The organism is Geobacillus subterraneus (assembly GCF_001618685.1).
Classification (GTDB): Bacteria; Bacillota; Bacilli; order Bacillales; family Anoxybacillaceae; genus Geobacillus; species Geobacillus subterraneus.
In genome coordinates, this window is the sequence record NZ_CP014342.1 from 2,803,792 (window position 1) to 2,819,907 (window position 16,116).

General features: G+C 56.7%; 16 protein-coding genes. 10 read left to right on the forward strand and 6 right to left on the reverse strand.

Annotated features, from left to right (window positions below; genetic code table 11):
• Positions 1-16 precede the first annotated feature (16 nt).
• Together GS3922_RS13690 and GS3922_RS13695 are read left to right on the forward strand one after the other, a co-directional pair.
• Positions 17-1,447 (forward strand): LutB/LldF family L-lactate oxidation iron-sulfur protein, encoded by a 1,431-nt coding sequence (locus GS3922_RS13690; RefSeq protein WP_063166793.1) that lies wholly within the window; start codon positions 17-19, stop codon positions 1,445-1,447.
• On the forward strand, positions 1,444-2,166 hold the full coding sequence (locus GS3922_RS13695) for a LutC/YkgG family protein (protein ID WP_063166794.1): 723 nt from the start codon (positions 1,444-1,446) through the stop codon (positions 2,164-2,166). The genes GS3922_RS13690 and GS3922_RS13695 overlap by 4 nt, the downstream gene beginning before the upstream one ends.
• 47 nt (positions 2,167-2,213) lie before the next feature.
• Here the strand turns inward: GS3922_RS13695 and GS3922_RS13700 are convergent, their stop codons facing one another.
• The 5 genes from GS3922_RS13700 to hutP form a co-directional block, all read right to left on the reverse strand.
• On the reverse strand, positions 2,214-3,146 hold the full coding sequence (locus tag GS3922_RS13700) for a D-2-hydroxyacid dehydrogenase (RefSeq protein ID WP_063166795.1): 933 nt from the start codon (positions 3,144-3,146) through the stop codon (positions 2,214-2,216).
• Between the two features lie 23 nt (positions 3,147-3,169).
• Positions 3,170-3,892: a TerC family protein gene (locus tag GS3922_RS13705; RefSeq protein ID WP_172796438.1), complete on the reverse strand. Its 723-nt coding sequence runs from the start codon at positions 3,890-3,892 to the stop codon at positions 3,170-3,172.
• A 251-nt stretch (positions 3,893-4,143) separates the two neighbouring features.
• Entirely contained in the window at positions 4,144-5,406 is a 1,263-nt protein-coding gene (locus GS3922_RS13710; protein ID WP_063166796.1) for a glycoside hydrolase family 18 protein, read from the reverse strand.
• A 95-nt stretch (positions 5,407-5,501) separates the two neighbouring features.
• Entirely contained in the window at positions 5,502-7,016 is a 1,515-nt protein-coding gene (gene hutH, locus GS3922_RS13715) for a histidine ammonia-lyase (protein ID WP_063166797.1), read from the reverse strand.
• Between the two features lie 129 nt (positions 7,017-7,145).
• A complete protein-coding gene (gene hutP, locus GS3922_RS13720) occupies positions 7,146-7,595 on the reverse strand; it encodes a histidine utilization transcription antiterminator HutP (RefSeq protein ID WP_044743056.1) in 450 nt (149 codons plus the stop codon).
• 297 nt (positions 7,596-7,892) lie between these two features.
• Here hutP and GS3922_RS13725 point away from each other — a divergent pair, with 297 nt between their 5' ends.
• The 8 genes from GS3922_RS13725 to GS3922_RS13750 all read left to right on the forward strand — a co-directional run bounded on the left by GS3922_RS13725 (position 7,893) and on the right by GS3922_RS13750 (position 14,635).
• A complete protein-coding gene (locus tag GS3922_RS13725; RefSeq protein ID WP_044743057.1) occupies positions 7,893-8,738 on the forward strand; it encodes an SPFH domain-containing protein in 846 nt (281 codons plus the stop codon).
• Between the two features lie 15 nt (positions 8,739-8,753).
• The gene (locus tag GS3922_RS17415) at positions 8,754-8,930 is read left to right on the forward strand and encodes a type II toxin-antitoxin system antitoxin (RefSeq protein ID WP_033018480.1); all 177 of its coding nucleotides are present in this window, start codon (positions 8,754-8,756) and stop codon (positions 8,928-8,930) included.
• 92 nt (positions 8,931-9,022) lie between these two features.
• On the forward strand, positions 9,023-9,247 hold the full coding sequence (locus tag GS3922_RS17420; protein ID WP_044743058.1) for a hypothetical protein: 225 nt from the start codon (positions 9,023-9,025) through the stop codon (positions 9,245-9,247).
• A gap of 89 nt (positions 9,248-9,336) precedes the next feature.
• On the forward strand, positions 9,337-10,365 hold the full coding sequence (locus tag GS3922_RS13730; protein ID WP_063166798.1) for an XdhC family protein: 1,029 nt from the start codon (positions 9,337-9,339) through the stop codon (positions 10,363-10,365).
• On the forward strand, positions 10,362-11,000 hold the full coding sequence (locus tag GS3922_RS13735; RefSeq protein ID WP_063166799.1) for an NTP transferase domain-containing protein: 639 nt from the start codon (positions 10,362-10,364) through the stop codon (positions 10,998-11,000). The genes GS3922_RS13730 and GS3922_RS13735 overlap by 4 nt, the downstream gene beginning before the upstream one ends.
• Positions 10,987-13,314, forward strand: a complete 2,328-nt coding sequence (locus tag GS3922_RS13740; protein ID WP_063166800.1) for a xanthine dehydrogenase family protein molybdopterin-binding subunit — start codon at positions 10,987-10,989, stop codon at positions 13,312-13,314. The genes GS3922_RS13735 and GS3922_RS13740 overlap by 14 nt, the downstream gene beginning before the upstream one ends.
• The gene (locus GS3922_RS13745; protein ID WP_063166801.1) at positions 13,301-14,137 is read left to right on the forward strand and encodes an FAD binding domain-containing protein; all 837 of its coding nucleotides are present in this window, start codon (positions 13,301-13,303) and stop codon (positions 14,135-14,137) included. The genes GS3922_RS13740 and GS3922_RS13745 overlap by 14 nt, the downstream gene beginning before the upstream one ends.
• 21 nt (positions 14,138-14,158) lie before the next feature.
• A complete protein-coding gene (locus GS3922_RS13750; RefSeq protein ID WP_063166802.1) occupies positions 14,159-14,635 on the forward strand; it encodes a (2Fe-2S)-binding protein in 477 nt (158 codons plus the stop codon).
• 195 nt (positions 14,636-14,830) lie between these two features.
• Here the strand turns inward: GS3922_RS13750 and GS3922_RS13755 are convergent, their stop codons facing one another.
• Positions 14,831-15,985 carry a saccharopine dehydrogenase family protein gene (locus tag GS3922_RS13755; RefSeq protein ID WP_063166803.1) on the reverse strand — a complete coding sequence of 385 codons (1,155 nt, stop codon included), beginning with the start codon at positions 15,983-15,985 and terminating at the stop codon, positions 14,831-14,833.
• Positions 15,986-16,116: the final 131 nt, after the last annotated feature.

The window sequence follows — 16,116 nt, forward strand, 5'->3', positions numbered from 1 at the left end:
AAGGAGGGAAACGACGATGCCGATGAAAATCGAAAACGGGCCGTTTTGGAAACGGGTCGAGGAAAACTTGCAAAATGATTTTATGCGCGGGGCGGTCGCCGGCATGCAAGACCGCGGCTATGTGCGGCGGCTTGGCGTCATTGAAGAGCTCGGCCATTGGGAGGAGTGGCGCTCGCTCGCTGAACAAATCCGAAAACATACGCTCGAAAACCTGGACTATTATTTAATGCAGCTTAGTGAAAACGTTGCCAACCGGGGCGGCCACGTCTTTTTCGCCCAGACGGCCGAAGAAGCGAACGACTACATCCGCCGCATCGCTTTGGAAAAACAAGCGAAAAAAATCGTCAAATCCAAATCAATGGTGACCGAGGAAATCAATTTAAACCCGGTGCTTGAGGCCATCGGCTGTGACGTTGTCGAAACCGACCTCGGTGAATACATTTTGCAGATTGACGACCATGACCCGCCGTCGCATATCGTCGGCCCGGCGCTCCATAAAAACAAAGAGCAAATTCGCGACGTCTTCCGCCGCAAGCTTGGCTATGATAAATCGTCGGATCCCGTTGAACTTGCGCGCCATGCCCGCGAAACGCTGCGGCGCGACTATTTGACGGCTGACATCGGCATCACCGGCTGCAACTTCGCCATCGCCGAATCAGGCTCGATCACGCTCGTTACAAACGAGGGCAACGCCGACTTAGTGACCGCGCTGCCGAAAACCCAAATTACGGTCATGGGCATGGAGCGAATCGTTCCGACATTTGAAGAAATGGAAGTGCTTGTGAGCATGTTGACACGCAGCGCCGTCGGGCAAAAATTGACGAGCTACATCACCGTCCTCACCGGCCCGCGCGACGAAGGGGACGCTGACGGACCGGAAGAGTTCCATCTCGTCATCGTCGACAACGGGCGCTCATCGATCTTAGGCACGGAGTTTCAGCCGGTGCTGCAATGCATCCGCTGCGCGGCCTGTGTCAACGTCTGCCCGGTATACCGCCATATCGGCGGCCATTCGTACGGCTCGATTTACTCCGGCCCGATCGGTGCGGTCTTGTCGCCGCTCTTAGGCGGCTATGACGACTACAAGGAGCTTCCGTACGCGTCCTCCCTTTGCGCGGCTTGTACGGAGGCATGTCCGGTGAAAATTCCGCTTCATGAATTGCTCATCAAACACCGCCAAATCATCGTCGAGCGGGAAGGAAAAGCGCCGGTCGCGGAAAAACTGGCGATGAAGGCGTTTCGTCTCGGGACCGCCTCACCGTCATTGTACCGGTTCGGCACGAAGTTGGCGCCAAGCGCTTTCGCCCCGTTTGCCGAAGACGGGCGCATCACAAAAGGCCCCGGCCCGCTGAAAGCGTGGACAGAAAGCCGCGAGTTTCCGGCGCCAAGCAAAGAGCGGTTCCGTGACTGGTTTCGCGATCGGCAAAAAGGAGGGAATCCATCATGACGCGTGGTACGATTCAAAACCGTGACGCGTTTTTACAAACGATCGCCGGGCGTCTCGGAAGAAGCCCCCGCCTGTCCGGCGTCTCCCGGCCGCAATGGGATTATGGGCCGCAATGGACGGTGTTTGCCGGCTATAGCCAGGACGACTTGCTGGCGGCGCTTCGCCAACAGTGCACACTCATTCATACGGACTACATCGAGACAACAAGCGCCGAACTGGCGGGCGTGCTGAAGCGACAAGTGTCGGCCTACGGCGGCGGACCGGTCATCGTGCCAAACGATCCGCGCTTTGCCGAGTATGGCCTGTCCCCCTTGCTTCAGGAGGAATGGCCGGCGGAACAAACGAGCGTTCACGTGTGGAACCCGGCGCTCGGCCGCCAAAACATTGACGCCGCCGAACAGGCGAACGTCGGCATCGCCTTTAGCGACATCACCCTCGCCGAATCGGGAACGGTCGTGCTGTTTTCCCGCAATGAGCAAGGACGGGCCATTCACTTTTTGCCGAAGACGTATATCGCCATCGTTCCGAAAAGTACTGTCGTGCCGCGCATGACGCAAGCGGCGGCGCTCATTCACGAGCAAATCGAACAAGGCGCCCTCGTTCCGTCATGCATCAACTTCATCACCGGCCCGAGCAACTCCGCCGACATTGAAATGAACTTGGTCGTCGGCGTCCACGGGCCAATGAAAGCGGCGTATATCATTGTCATCGACCGGTAAGCAACGCGAAACGGTGCCCCTTGTTCATCGGGCACCGTTTTTTTCGTTCAATATTGCCGGCTGACATCAACCGCATTGGCAAGCGGCTCCCCGGTTTCGATGCAGGCAAGCGTGTCCAATATAGAGCGGGCGGCGTCCTCGGCCGCAGTGAGCGCCGCGATATGCGGAGTGATGATGACATGCGGATGACCCCATAGCGGCGAGTGCGGCGGCAGCGGTTCTTCTTCGAACACATCGAGCACGGCGAGGCGCACGTTTCGGTTTTCCAGCGCCCCGACAAGCGCCGTCTCCTCGACCGTGGCGCCGCGGCCGACATTGATAAAGCCCGCATTGTGCAAGCAGGAAAAAAACGTCTCATCAAAGAGGTGATGCGTTTCCTCTGTCAGCGGAAGCGCGGCGATCACCCAATCGGCGCGAGCAAGCGCTTCCGCCGCCTCGTCATGGCGGTAAACAGCCGAAAACGGCGGCGTGTCTCGGCCGCTTCGCGAGACGCCGACGGGCGAAACCCCAAACAGACGAAGCGTTTCGGCAATGCGCCGGCCGATCTCGCCCGTCCCGTAAATGACCATCCGCTGTTCGCTAAGTCGCTTCGGAGCGACCGGCTTCCATTGCCGCTGTTCTTGATACCAAGCATACACGTCATGGCATTGGGCGTCGCGCAGCAAGTGGCTGAGGCAATATTCAGCGATCTGCTCGCCAAATGACCCGATCGTCCGCGTCAGCAGCACGTCCGGCTTCCATTTCCGCTTCCACAAAAACGCGTCGACCCCCGCGCCGAGCGAATGCACCCAGCGCAAATGGGCAAGCGAAAACGGCCCGGCCGGCCGAAAGCCGATGTACGCATCCGCCCAGGCAAAATCCGCCTCCTGCAATTCGTCTTCAGCGACAAAGCGAAACGCTTTATCGGGCCGCTTGTCCGGAAGAAGAGCGGCAAGCTCGGCATAAAGCCTTCCCGTCACGAGAATGCGTTGGACGTTCATGGACGCACACCACCTCCAGCCGCTCAAATCAACGTCCCTTCTTCACGCGCTGCTTTTTTATTCGCGATGTAACCGGCAGCCAAAACAAAAATCGTCACACCGGCCGCGACGGCATAGACGAACGGACCGTGCGAAAGATGAAGCAAATGGAGCACCCCTTCATCGCCAACGATCATCTTCCCGGCCGTCCACGCCAAAATGCCCGACCCAACATACGCGATCCATCGGTGTTTTTCCATCACCCGGACGATCGCTTTGGAGCCGAAAATCATAATCGGGATGCTGATGGCTACCCCGAGCGCCAGCATGCCAAGATGCCCTTCGGCCGCCCCGGCCACAGCAACAACGTTATCAAGGCTCATCACTGCATCAGCAATGATAATCGTCATAATCGCCTTCAGCAACCGGTCTGATGATTGTACGTTCGCTTCCTCTTCCCGCTCAACAAGCACTTTATAGGCGATCCATACGAGCAGCAATCCGCCAACGAAGTGAACGAACGGAATGTTCAGTAAAAAGACAATGATGGCTGCAAACAAGATGCGGAGCAACACCGCCCCGGCCGTCCCCCAAAAAATCGCCTTGTTTTGCTGGTGTTTCGGCAGCCGCCGCGTCGCCATCGCAATGACGACCGCATTATCCCCGGACAAAATGATATCAATCGCAATAATCTTCCATAAGGCCAACAACGCCGCGGCAGAAATTGTCAATGGTCTGTCCACCCTTCCCCTTTCTCTCTTTTTCATCTTACCGCAAATCAAGGAAAGGGACAACTGTACAATACGCCGCGAGAGGACAAGACTTTGCACGAGGTTTTTTCAGTTCGCCAACTTCGCGCAATAGGAAAGGATGAGTCTATACAAAAACGGCAACAGCTCTGAAATCAGCTGTTTATTGAGAAAAGGGAGCGAAAAAGCGCAAAGAAAGACGGCTATGCATCGCTAAGCCGCCGGCCTTTCTGGCACTTTGGCCGTTTTAGCGGTGCTAAGCCGTCACATCAAACTTTTCGGATCGTAAAAAACTTGCGCAGCAGCCATGGTCCTGGAGCAAATCCAAGCGTAAGCTGCCATGCTCCAACGCCGGCAAGTTGGAATTGCCGGGCTAACCTCATTTTCTGCCCCATGCTTCGGCTATCTTCAAACCATACTTCGTGAACGTTTCCGAGTTCATCAGTATACCGGAAAAACGGGGATTCGTCCGCCAATGAATACTGAACAGGAGATTGATAGCGCATAGCCGTACGCACCGCTTCCTGATTGGAACGTGCCGTGGCGATTGTTCCAGGTCGGTACGGGATGATCCAGTCATATCCGTACAGCGGGAGCCCTAGCAAGATTTTTTGCCGAGGTACGCGTTCAACCGCAAACTGCAACGCCGCCCTCACCCCGCCGATCGGCGCCACAGGGCCAGGCTCACTGGCCAAATGGTGCCAATCGTAAGCCATGATAAACATATAATCAACAACAGCGCCAATTCCTCCATAGTCGTATCCTTGCAGCCATGGAATATCTTCGCTCGTTTTCGCCGGAACCGCGATCGTCACGACGTATCCGGCCGGCTTGAGCCGATCGCGCAGCTGGCGCAGAAAACCCGTGAACAAATCGCGGTCCTCGCCACGGATTTGCTCAAAATCAATGTTGACCCCGCCATACCCCTTTCGCGATACTAAATAAAAAATGTTTTCAATGAGATTCGTCCTGGCCTCCGGGTTGTTCAATACTTGGCTCGCAAGTATCGGGCTGAATCCTTGTGGTGTTAAATTTGTAATGGCAACAAGCGGCGTCACCCGATTTCGCCATGCTTCCTCAACAGCAGCCGCATCATCCAGTTCATTCACCATATCGCCGTTCGGGGCAAAGTGATATTCGAAAAGGGTGATATACGACGAATACGGGGCAAAATCACGAATAATCGCCCGGTCGGCGCTCGGTTCGCGAACGACATAGTAGCCTAACGTTGTCGCCTGATACCATGAAATATTGGGAATTGTGATTTTCATTCCCGGGCGCAGGGCATTCGGCTGAAGATGGGGATTGGCCGCTCGCAATTGTTCAAGTGTGACGAACGCCCGCCGGGCAATGGCCGTCAATGTATCCCCTGGCTGCACCGTGTATGTGTAAAGCGGGATAAGCAGCGCCTGGCCGGGGACGATGTTTGACGCCGTCAACCCGTTGACAATGCGAAGATCTTCTACCGGATAATCGTACCGGCGGCCGATGGAAAACAGCGTATCACCCGGTTGGACTGTATGGGTAAACATTGGCACCGCCTCCGTGATGACTTGATGTGAAAAATGGGTGACGATATCTTCTAATATATGCGCTTAACCGGGTGTTGCATGTTGTCTATGATTTTTTAAACGCTCGCTCCACTGTTCGAACAGCTGCTGACCGCCCGCTGCTTCAACCAAGCATCCATTGCCTCAATATCGCGGGAAAACACGCGGTCTGCCACAATGGAAGGAACGATGCGGCGCGCCTCGTGGTAAAACTGCCTCGTTGACGCAGCCAGTCGCTCGATGCCGCGCGCTTCGACAGCCTGCAACGCGCAAATGAGCTCAATCGCCAGCACCTTTCTTGCGTTTTGCACGATCATGTACGCATGGCGGGCGGCGGTCGTCCCCATGCTGACATGATCTTCTTGGTTGGCCGATGACGGAATGGAATCGACGCTGGCTGGATGAGCGAGCGTCTTGTTTTCCGATACGAGCGAAGCCGCGACGTATTGCATAATCATCGCCCCCGACTGCAAACCGGGCTGCGGGCTTAAAAACGGCGGCAAGCCTTCATTAAGCTGCGGGTTGACGAGCCGCTCGATGCGGCGCTCGCTCATGTTGGCCAGCTCCGCCACCGCGATTTTCAACAGATCCATGGCGATCGCCACCGGCTGGCCGTGAAAGTTGCCGCCGGAAAGAACGTCCCCGTTCGCAAAGATCAGCGGATTGTCCGTGGCGGCATTCATTTCGATTTCGAGTGTTTCTTTCACATAGCGGAGCGCTCTGAGCGACGCCCCGTGCACTTGCGGGATGCAGCGGATCGAGTACGCATCTTGCACGCGCCGCTCCCCTTGCCTTGTGGTAAGCTGGCTTCCAGCGAGGTAACGGCGCATGCGTTCCGCCACCTCCGCTTGTTCCGGAAATCCGCGGGCTTCGTGGATGCGGGCGTCAAAGGCATCGGTCACACCATAAAGCGCCTCGATCGTCAATGCGGCGATCGGCTCGCTGTCGTAAGCGAGCTGTTCCGCCGCTAAGCAAGCTAAAATTCCGACGGCCGTCATCGCCTGCGTCCCGTTAATGAGCGCCAGCCCTTCCTTCTCTTTCAGAGAGAGCGGCGGAATTCCCGCTTGCGAAAGCGCTTGGACGGTAGGCATCCGCCGGCCTTGATACACCACTTCCCCTTCGCCGACAAGCGCCAGCGCCACGTGAGCCAGCGGCGCCAAATCGCCGCTCGCACCGAGGGAACCTTGCTGGGGTACGATCGGGTGAATGCCGGTGTTCAAAAACGTAAGCAGCTGCTCAATGACCGCCGGCCGCACGCCGGAATACCCTTTTAACAAAGCATTGGCCCGCAACAGAAGCAGCGCCCGCACCACTTCCTCGGCAAACGGTTCGCCGACAGCACAGGCGTGTGAGCGGAGAAGGTTGATTTGCAGCTGCTCAAGGCTGCTTCCTTCAATGCGCACATCAGCGAGTTTGCCAAAGCCCGTATTCACCCCATAGATCGTTCGTCCGCTCGCAATCGCCTGTTCCACAGCCGCCCGGCTTTTTCGAACCGCTTCCATGCTCTCTAAAGCGGCCGCCACTGGTTCTCTCCCATAAATGACGCGTCTTGCCTCGTCAAGCGTTAACGAATGTCCGTTCAACACAATCATCATTTCATCCCCTTTCGTTCATGTCCAAACACAAAAAGAGGCGCCCCTGCCGTTTCCGGCAAGATTCGCCTCCTCATGACTCATTGCTTTAGGCTGATCCGTCTCTATCGAATGGCCCGAGCCGCCGCGTTATATATGATTGATGCCGAGCCCAACCGCCTCGTGCTCGAGCCCGCGCACCGGAGCCCCGATCGTCCCGTACAAGGCGACGGCGATCCACTCTCCTTCTTTTGGCCCTTCATACGGTGTGCCGCGCACGACGGCGAAACGAAGGCCGGCAGTTCTTAACAAATCTCCTAGCTCCATCTGCCCCCTCGTCACACCGTGCACCGCCTCTAAAATCGCATGATACAAGGCGTGCATATCGCGGTACAAGCCGCCATCAACCACCTCATGCCGTTTCGCCGCCGTCTCGATCGCCGCGACGATTTTTTGCGGCTCCATCGCCCCGACGCGCCCTTGGCAATAGCGCCAAGCGAGCGACTCAAGCTGATGAAGGACCGGGCCTTCCTCTCCTTCGTCAAGCATCGCCAGCAAAAGCGCCTGCCGGCCAATGCGCACCGGTTTTTCTTTTCCCATGGTCGATACTCCTGTTTCCCTCTTTTTTTCTATTGTATGCCGGCGAGAAAAACAGAGTCAATTGTTTTTTCCATATTTTAACACGCTAACTTGTTATCGGAATAAAGGCCTATGGTCAGAAGGTATGACAAGTGAGGTTGTTTTCCAAACCCCGGTGCTTGATAAATGTTTCCCGACAGATCACACATGAGGGAAAGCAGCGAATGGCTAAAAACCACAATAATACTCGATTTACATTTTATTGAATGTATGATATCATAAAAATATCAAGTTAATATGAATTAGGGGGGGCAATTAATGAAAGAACAGAAAGCTTGGTATCTCGATGGATTCATCGGTATCGGCGGCATCGCTATGCTTCTCATCGCCGGGTTTCTCCTCCTCGTCCAGCAATTGTTTTTGCCCGCCATTTTGTTTTTCGTCATGGCTGTGCTGCTCGCGACCGGCATCACGATCGTCCAGCCGAATCAAGCAAAAGTGCTCACCTTTTTCGGCCGCTATTTCGGTACGATCCGCGACAGCGGGTTGTTTTTCACCGTGCCGCTCACGGTCCGCACGAAAGTGTCACTGCGCGTACGCAACTTCACGAGCAACAAACTAAAGGTTAATGACACTCAAGGCAACCCGATCGAAATCGCCGCCGTGGTTGTCTTCCGGGTGATTGACTCCGCGAAAGCGGTATTTGACGTCGATGATTACGAACAGTTTGTCGAGATTCAAAGTGAAGCGGCGATCCGCCATGTCGCGACCAAATATCCATACGACACGTTTGAAGACGACAATGAAATTACGTTGCGCGGCAATGCGGATATCATTTCCGATGTGCTTGCTGCGGAACTGCAAGAGCGGCTGCGCGTCGCCGGGGTCGAAGTGATCGAAGCGCGCCTCACCCACTTGGCGTACTCCCCGGAAATTGCGGGCGCCATGCTCCAACGCCAGCAAGCTGCCGCCATTTTGGCGGCGCGGAAAAAGATCGTCGAAGGAGCGGTTTCCATGGCGCAAATGGCAATCGAACAGCTTGACAAAGAAAACATTTTAGAGTTAGATGATGAACGAAAAGCGGCGATGGTCAACAACTTGATGGTGGCAATCGTCTCCGAACGAGCCACCCAGCCCGTGATCAACACGGGCAGTCTATATTAACGGTTGTGGAGTGCGATGACAAAGAAAAAACCATTCCCTTTGCGCATTGACTATGAGTTGTATGCCGTCTTGGAACAGTGGGCGCAAGAGGAATTCCGCAGCGTCAACAGCCATATCGAGTATTTGCTGCGGGAAGCCGCCAAGCGGGCCGGACGGCTCGGGAAAGGAAAAACGGATCAAAAAAGAAGCTAGCTGGCAACAGCTGGCTTCTTTGTTTTTCAGTCATGGGCATTTGTTACAGAAATATAATGATAGCAGAGCCTTTTTTAAAAGGGGGCGAACCGATGCCGCACCCGCTGCCGCCGCTTGCCTTTTGGCAGTTCATCACGCCGCCGTTTCGCGCTGAAACAGGCGTGCCGCCGTCACAGCTTCCCATCTACGCAGCAACGACGCCTATACCTCCCCCGTTTTTGCCGTACCGTTCTATCCACTACACATCTTCGTATCCATCGTACCAGCAGCTGCGAGCGATTATCACCGCCGATCATTTATCCTTCGTAAGGGGATGACATCATGGCTTGGGAGACGCCGCGCGACGATATGAGCGTATATACGCAAGGCGAAATGGGTGTATTCCACTTGCGGAAGGAGGATAAGCATGGAAAGCTACTATGCCGCGCTCGATGCCATGGCCGCCGCGCCGAACGATGGTGTATTCGCCATCACGATTGACGTGGAAGGCTCGGCCTACCAAAAGGAAGGAACATGGATGTGGATCGGAGCAGACGGAAAGACAACCGGCTTATTAAGCGGCGGATGCCTTGAAGAAGCGGTGGCTGCGCATGCGATCGAAGTGCTGTCAAGCCGGCAGGCGGCGGCCCTATCGTTTGACTTGCGCGCAGAAGATGACGGAGGGTGGGGGCAAGGAAGCGGATGCGACGGCGTCATCCATGTTTGGCTTGAGCCGGTCACAAACGAGACGAAACCGGATTGGCTTACGTTGAAACAGCGCCTTGACCGCGGCGAACATGTGCTGATGGCGCGAAGCATCGCTCATCCTAAGGAACCGCCGTTTTTCCAAAGCGAAACAGGGGAACGCTTCGGCGGCTATGTTTCACCGCCGAGGCCGGAATGGCTCAACGCGCTGCATGGCACCCCGTTTTTCCACGGCCGGAACCGGGTGCAGGAAACAGACAGCGGCGCGTTTTACATCCAACATTTTTGGCCGAAACCGCGCCTCGTCATTTTCGGCGCCGGCCCGGACGCCCCGCCGCTCGTTTCGGCGGCCAAAGCCGCCGGGTTTTCCGTCACTATCAGCGACTGGCGCCCGGCGTTTTGCCATCCGTCGCACATACCGGACGCGGACGCTTGGGTTGTCGGCTTTCCGCATGAAACGGTGCCGACGCTGCACCTTACTGAACGCGACTTTGTCATTATAATGACCCACCAGTTCGAGCGTGACCGAGAACTTGTCCAATGGTTAGCCGACATGCCGCTCGCTTACCTTGGCGTGCTCGGGCCGCGGCGGCGCACGGACCGCCTTTTTCCTTCCGGCTCGGCTCCGCCGTTTGTCCGTTCACCGGTTGGACTGCCAATCGGCGCACACAGCCCGCAGGAAATCGCCATTAGTATTCTTGCTGAGCTGATCAGCGTCCTTCGCGCACAGCCGATGGAGGCCGCCCGATGAGCAGGGGCGCAATCGCCGGCATTTATTTAGCCGCCGGGCAGAGCCGGCGGATGGGAACAGATAAGCGCGCCTTGCCTTGGGGAGATGGGACGCTCGGGGCAGCCGGACTCAAGGCAGCGCTTCGTTCCTGCCTTTCACCCGTCATCGTTGTTGTGCCGCCGGCCGATGCGCTCGTTTGGATCCCTGACGCGCTGCTGGGCCATGACAAATGCCGCCTTGTCCGCTGCACCGCCTGTCACCGCGGACAGGCGCATTCCCTTGCCTGCGGCTTGCAAGAGGCGATCGCACAAGGGGCGGACGCCGCCGCTATATTATTGGCGGATCAGCCGTTTGTCACGCCGGAAGCGATCGATGTTCTTGCCGTTTGTTATCGCCGGCACCGCCCTGATTACACCGCCTTTTCCCGCTCTGGCACACCGATGCCTCCGGTCATCTTTGGAAAACAGATGTTCTCTTCCCTGCTGATGCTTGAGGGGGATGCAGGCGGACGCCGGCTGTTTCGTGACCCTCAGTGGCGCGGCCTCTTATACGAAGGCGGTGAGCCGGTTGGCATGGACATCGATACAAAAGACGATTATGAGCGCGCTGTCATCTACCGGGAAAAAAAGGAGGGACATCCCCGTGGCCGTCGGTAAAAGCATCATCCGTAAAGAAGCATGGGATAAGGTGACCGGCCGGGCGAAGTATACGAACGATTTCAAAGAACAAGGAATGCTTCACGCCAAGCTTGTCACTAGTCCGTACGCCCATGCGCGCATCATCTCCATCGAAACAAGCGCAGCGCTTGCCGCCCCCGGCGTCCGCGCCGTCCTGACCGGCGAAGGACTGCCGCTCACAGGCGAAGACATGCGCGACCGCCCGCCGATCGCTGCTGATAAAGTGCGCTACTACGGCGAGGTCGTCGCCGTTGTCGTCGCCGATACATTGGCGCAAGCCGAACAGGCAGCCCGCCTCATCCGCATCGTCTATGAGCCGCTGCCAGCGGTCGGCTCGCCGCGCGAAGCGCTGAAAGAAGGCGCTCCCTTGCTTCACGAAGAGCTCGGCCGTTACGAAAAAAACAAAACGACCTACCCTGAGCCCGGGACAAATATCGCCCATCGGACCAAAATCCGCAAAGGAAACATTAACCAAGGGTTTGCAGAAAGCGACGTCATCATTGAAACGAGCGTCTCATTCACCCCGTCCGACCACGCCGCAATGGAAACGCGCTGCGCTACAGCAGAAATTCGGCCGGACGGCACGATCTATATCACTGCTTCGTCGCAGTCGCCGTTTATGATCAAGAAGCTCATTCATACGTACTTTGGCGAAGAAACCGGCAAAATCATCGTCCATACACCGCTTGTCGGCGGCGCTTACGGCGGCAAGGCGCCCGTGCAGCTTGAGCTGCTCGCCTACCTCGCCGCGAAGGCGGTCGGCGGGCGGAAAGTGAGCGTCTGGAACGACCGCGAATGTGACATGGTCACCTCGCCCGTCCATATCGGCTTAGAGGCAACGGTCAAAATCGGCGCGACAAAAGACGGCGTTTTCAAAGCGATGGAAATTCTCTTTTTGTTTGACGGCGGGGCTTATTCTGACAAAGCGATCGACGTCAGCCGCGCCGCAGCCGTCGATTGCACCGGTCCGTACCATGTCGAACACGTCTGGTGCGACTCGCTTTGCGTCTATACGAACCGTCCGTATGCGACACCGTTCCGCAGTTTTGGCCATTGCGAGCAGTCATTTGCCATTGAACGAGCCATCGACGAACTGGCGAAGGCGCTTCAGCTTGACCCGTGGGACGTGCGGCGCAAAAACGCCATCCTCCCAGGGCATACGACCCCGACGCAAGTGCGGCTCACGAAAAGCAATGTCGGGGATATGGCGGCCTGTCTCGACCGGTTGCGCGAACTGATGCGCTGGGACGAGTGGCAGCGCGTTGAGCTTGACGCCTATACCGTGCGGGCAAAAGGTATCAGCGGCGGTTGGAAAACGTCAACGATCGATCCCGACGCGAGCTCCGGCGTCATTTTAACGTTCAACTCTGACGGAAGCGTCAACGTCATCTCCGGTGTCGTCGAAATCGGCACAGGCACGAAAACGGTGCTCGCGCAAATGGTCGCCGAACGGCTGAAAATGAATGTGGACGATGTTCATGTCAAAATGGACATCGATACACAAACGACGCCGGAACATTGGAAAACGGTGGCGAGCCGCGGAACGTTTATGGCCGGGCGCGCGGCTTTGGCCGCCGCCGATGACGCCATCCGCCAGCTGAAAGAGATCGCCGCCTGTGTGCTGCGGGCTGCGCCCGCCGACTTGGAAGTCGGCTTCGGACGCGTCTTTTTGCGCGATGACCCGGCCATTTTCATCCCAGTAAAAGACATTGCCTACGGCTACAAATTTCCAAACGGCAACGCCATCGGCGGGCAAGTGATCGGGCGCGGCCATTACATTTTACGCCACTTGACTCCGCTTGACCCGGAAACCGGCGCCGGAAAACCGGGGCCTGAGTGGGGCGTATGCGCCGAAGGAGTCGAAGTGGAGTTCAACCGCCGCGACTACACGTACCGCATTGTGAAAGCATACGCGGTCATTGATGCCGGCAAAGTGCTCAACCCGAAAGCGGCGCTCGGCCAAGCGATGGGGGCGATGAACATGGGACTGAGTTTTGCCAGCCGTGAAGGATTTCTTTTTGATCAAGCACAACATGTCTTAAACCCGCAGCTGCGCACGTACCGGCCGATCCGCTTCGGCGAACATCCGGCATACATCGTTGAGTTTGTCGAAACCCCGCAAATCGACGCTCCGTACGGTGCGCGCGGCATCGGCGAACACGGCTTGATCGGCATGCCCGCCGCCTTAGCAAACGCCTTATCGCTCGCCGCTGGTGTGTCGCTTAACGAACTGCCGCTCGTTCCTGAACTCATTTGGCGGAAACAGAAAGGAGACGGCTATGGTTCCCTTTGACTTTGCCTACTATCGGCCGGAGTCGATCGCTGAAGCGGTGGCGTTGTTTACGGAAATGGAACAAAAAGGGAGACGGCCGCTGTATTATGGCGGGGGCACGGAGATCATCACCCTATCCCGCCTCGGCTTCGTTTCTACCGCCGCTGTCATTGACATCAAAGCCATTCCCGAATGCCGCGTGCTTGACGCCGACAGCGATCCTCTCGTGCTCGGGGCGGCGCTGTCGCTCACCGAGCTCGAGGAAGCAAATCCGTTCCCTTTGTTGACAAAGACGGCGAAAGAAGTTGCTGACCGGACGGCACGCAACCAAATTACGCTCGGCGGCAACCTATGCGGGCAAATTTTTTACCGCGAAACAGCGCTCGCGCTGCTCGTCGCGGAGGCGGACATCATCATCGCCGGTCCGGACGGCGTCCGTCAGTCCCGCATCAATGATTTGTTTCACCAGCAGCTGCAGCTCGGCCGCGGCGAGTTTGTCGTTCAAGTCAAAGTGCGCCGCTCCGATGCGGAACTTCCCCACTTTCACCACAAGCGCCGCAAGCAAGGTGAAATCGGCTATCCGCTTGTCACCATCGCGGCGCTAAAAAAAGACGAAGCCATTCACACCGCCTTTAGCGGCGTCTGCCCGTTCCCGTTCCGCTCGGCTGACGTCGAGGCGCACCTCAATGACCGAAGCCGCCCCGCAGCCGAACGGATCCGGGCGGCGGTTAGCGCCTTTCCGCGCCCGATTTTGCATGATATTGAAGGCTCGGCGGATTATCGGCTGTTTGTCGCTGCCCAACTGCTCGAGGATGCGCTTCGCGAGTTAGGGGAAACCATCTAGACGGGAGGTTCACATACGGACATGGAAGAAACAACAAAACGGGAGCTTGTGCTGCACATTAACGGAGAACAACGAACGGTCGCCGCCCGTCAAGCCGACACGCTGTTGTTTGTCTTGCGCGGCGGGCTCGGGCTGACCGGGGCCAAACCGGGCTGTTTAAACGGTGACTGCGGCGCCTGCACCGTCTTAGTCGACGGCACGCCGATCAAATCATGCATGATGCTGGCGATGGAGACCGTCGGCAAAGAAATTACCACGGTCGAAGGGCTTGGCGATGCCCCTATTCAACATGCCTTTGTCCGTCACTTCGCCTTTCAATGCGGCTATTGCACCCCCGGTTTTATTATGAACGCCCATGCGCTCATCGAGCGGCATCCGGGTGCGGATCAAGCGATGATTCAAGAATGGCTGGAGTCCAATATTTGCCGCTGCACGAGCTATCAGGAGATCGAGGCAGCGGTAAAAGAAGCGCTTGAAGCAAAAAAAGCGGACATATAGCCCTCACATAACCGGATATCCCGAGTCTAGCGGGGATATCCTTTTTTGTGCGACGTTTTTTTCCATCCCATCCCAAATGCCTATTGCAGGCCGCACGATCGTTGTAGACAAAAAAACACGTCCGTTTCCAGCCGCGAAACGGGCGTGTTTTCTACCGTGATCATTTGCCTCTTCCCATCACTCGCTGCTTTTTTATCAACGAACCGTTCTCTTCTCGCTAATCACTACTCCGCGCTTTTTCATTTCGTCGATGTACACATCTCCGGGAACGATTTGCTCGGGCGGATAGACGCCGCGCTTTGTGATTCCCCCGCGCCCGATGAGCTGGGCGACGACGGAAATCGTATAGGCGGTGGTGCGCGCCATCGCCGTCACCTTGTGCTCGCGGTCGTTGAACGTGACCGTTTCATATTCAAACACCGTTTCTTTTCCATCTTTCCGCCCGCCGACGATCACCCGAAGCAAGACGACATCCTCTTTTCCTTTTAAATCGAGGAGCGGAGTCAATACGGCAAGCAGCACATCACGCGGCTTGACTTTGTGGCCGTCCACTTCCACTTCGACATCGTTGCGCGTCAAATGCAAATCAACGAGGAGTTTAAACTTTTCCGCATGGCCGCGATAGCGGATCGTTTTATATTCAAGCCGCCTCAAGTTCGGAAACGAGCGTGACAGCGTCGACGTCCCTCCTGATGTATGGAAGGCTTCAAGCGGCCCGAACCGGTCGAAATAAATCGGCTCGACCTCAGAAAGGGACGGCACTTCTTGCCTTTGCCCATCACGAATAATGAAGGACGGATCGGTGTAATGATCAAGCAGCCCTTCCAATGAAAACACATGGTTATACTCGAGCGGCGGTTCAGGACGAACAGGAATGCCGCCGACGTACAGTTGAATCGATTCGACCTCATCAAGCTGGCTTGCGCCATACCCGGACAAAATGTTGATCATTCCCGGAGCGACGCCAAGGTCGGGGATGATCGTCACCCCGGCTTCCCGGGCTTGGTCATGGAGCTCAAGCACCCGGTCGGTAATATGGCCGATATGCCCCCCTAAATCAACCGAATGAACGCCCGCAGCGATCGCCGTTTTTGCCACTGTTTCGTTAAACCGGTAAAACAAGGCGTTGACAACTACGTCATGCCCTGTCATTAAGGCGGACAGCTGCCGCTGATCACCGGCATCCACCCGCACGGCGGCAAGCTTTTCGGACTGAAGCTGCCGCACCGCCTCCTCCGCTTTGGCCAATTCGACATCCGCGAGTGTCACCGCCTCAACGCCTTCGCTTTGCGCCAAATCGCGCGCCGCTTCTTTGCCCATCAACCCTGCGCCAAGCACGAGCACCTTCACCGCTCGCTCCCTCCTCTGTCACCGATTCTTTTTCACCCGTTCACATGGCGGCTGCTTTTTTGCCTGTTCGGCCACCGTGTTCATCCATCACGTATGTTCACTTCTCGTTCGTCAACCAGAGAGGCGACAGG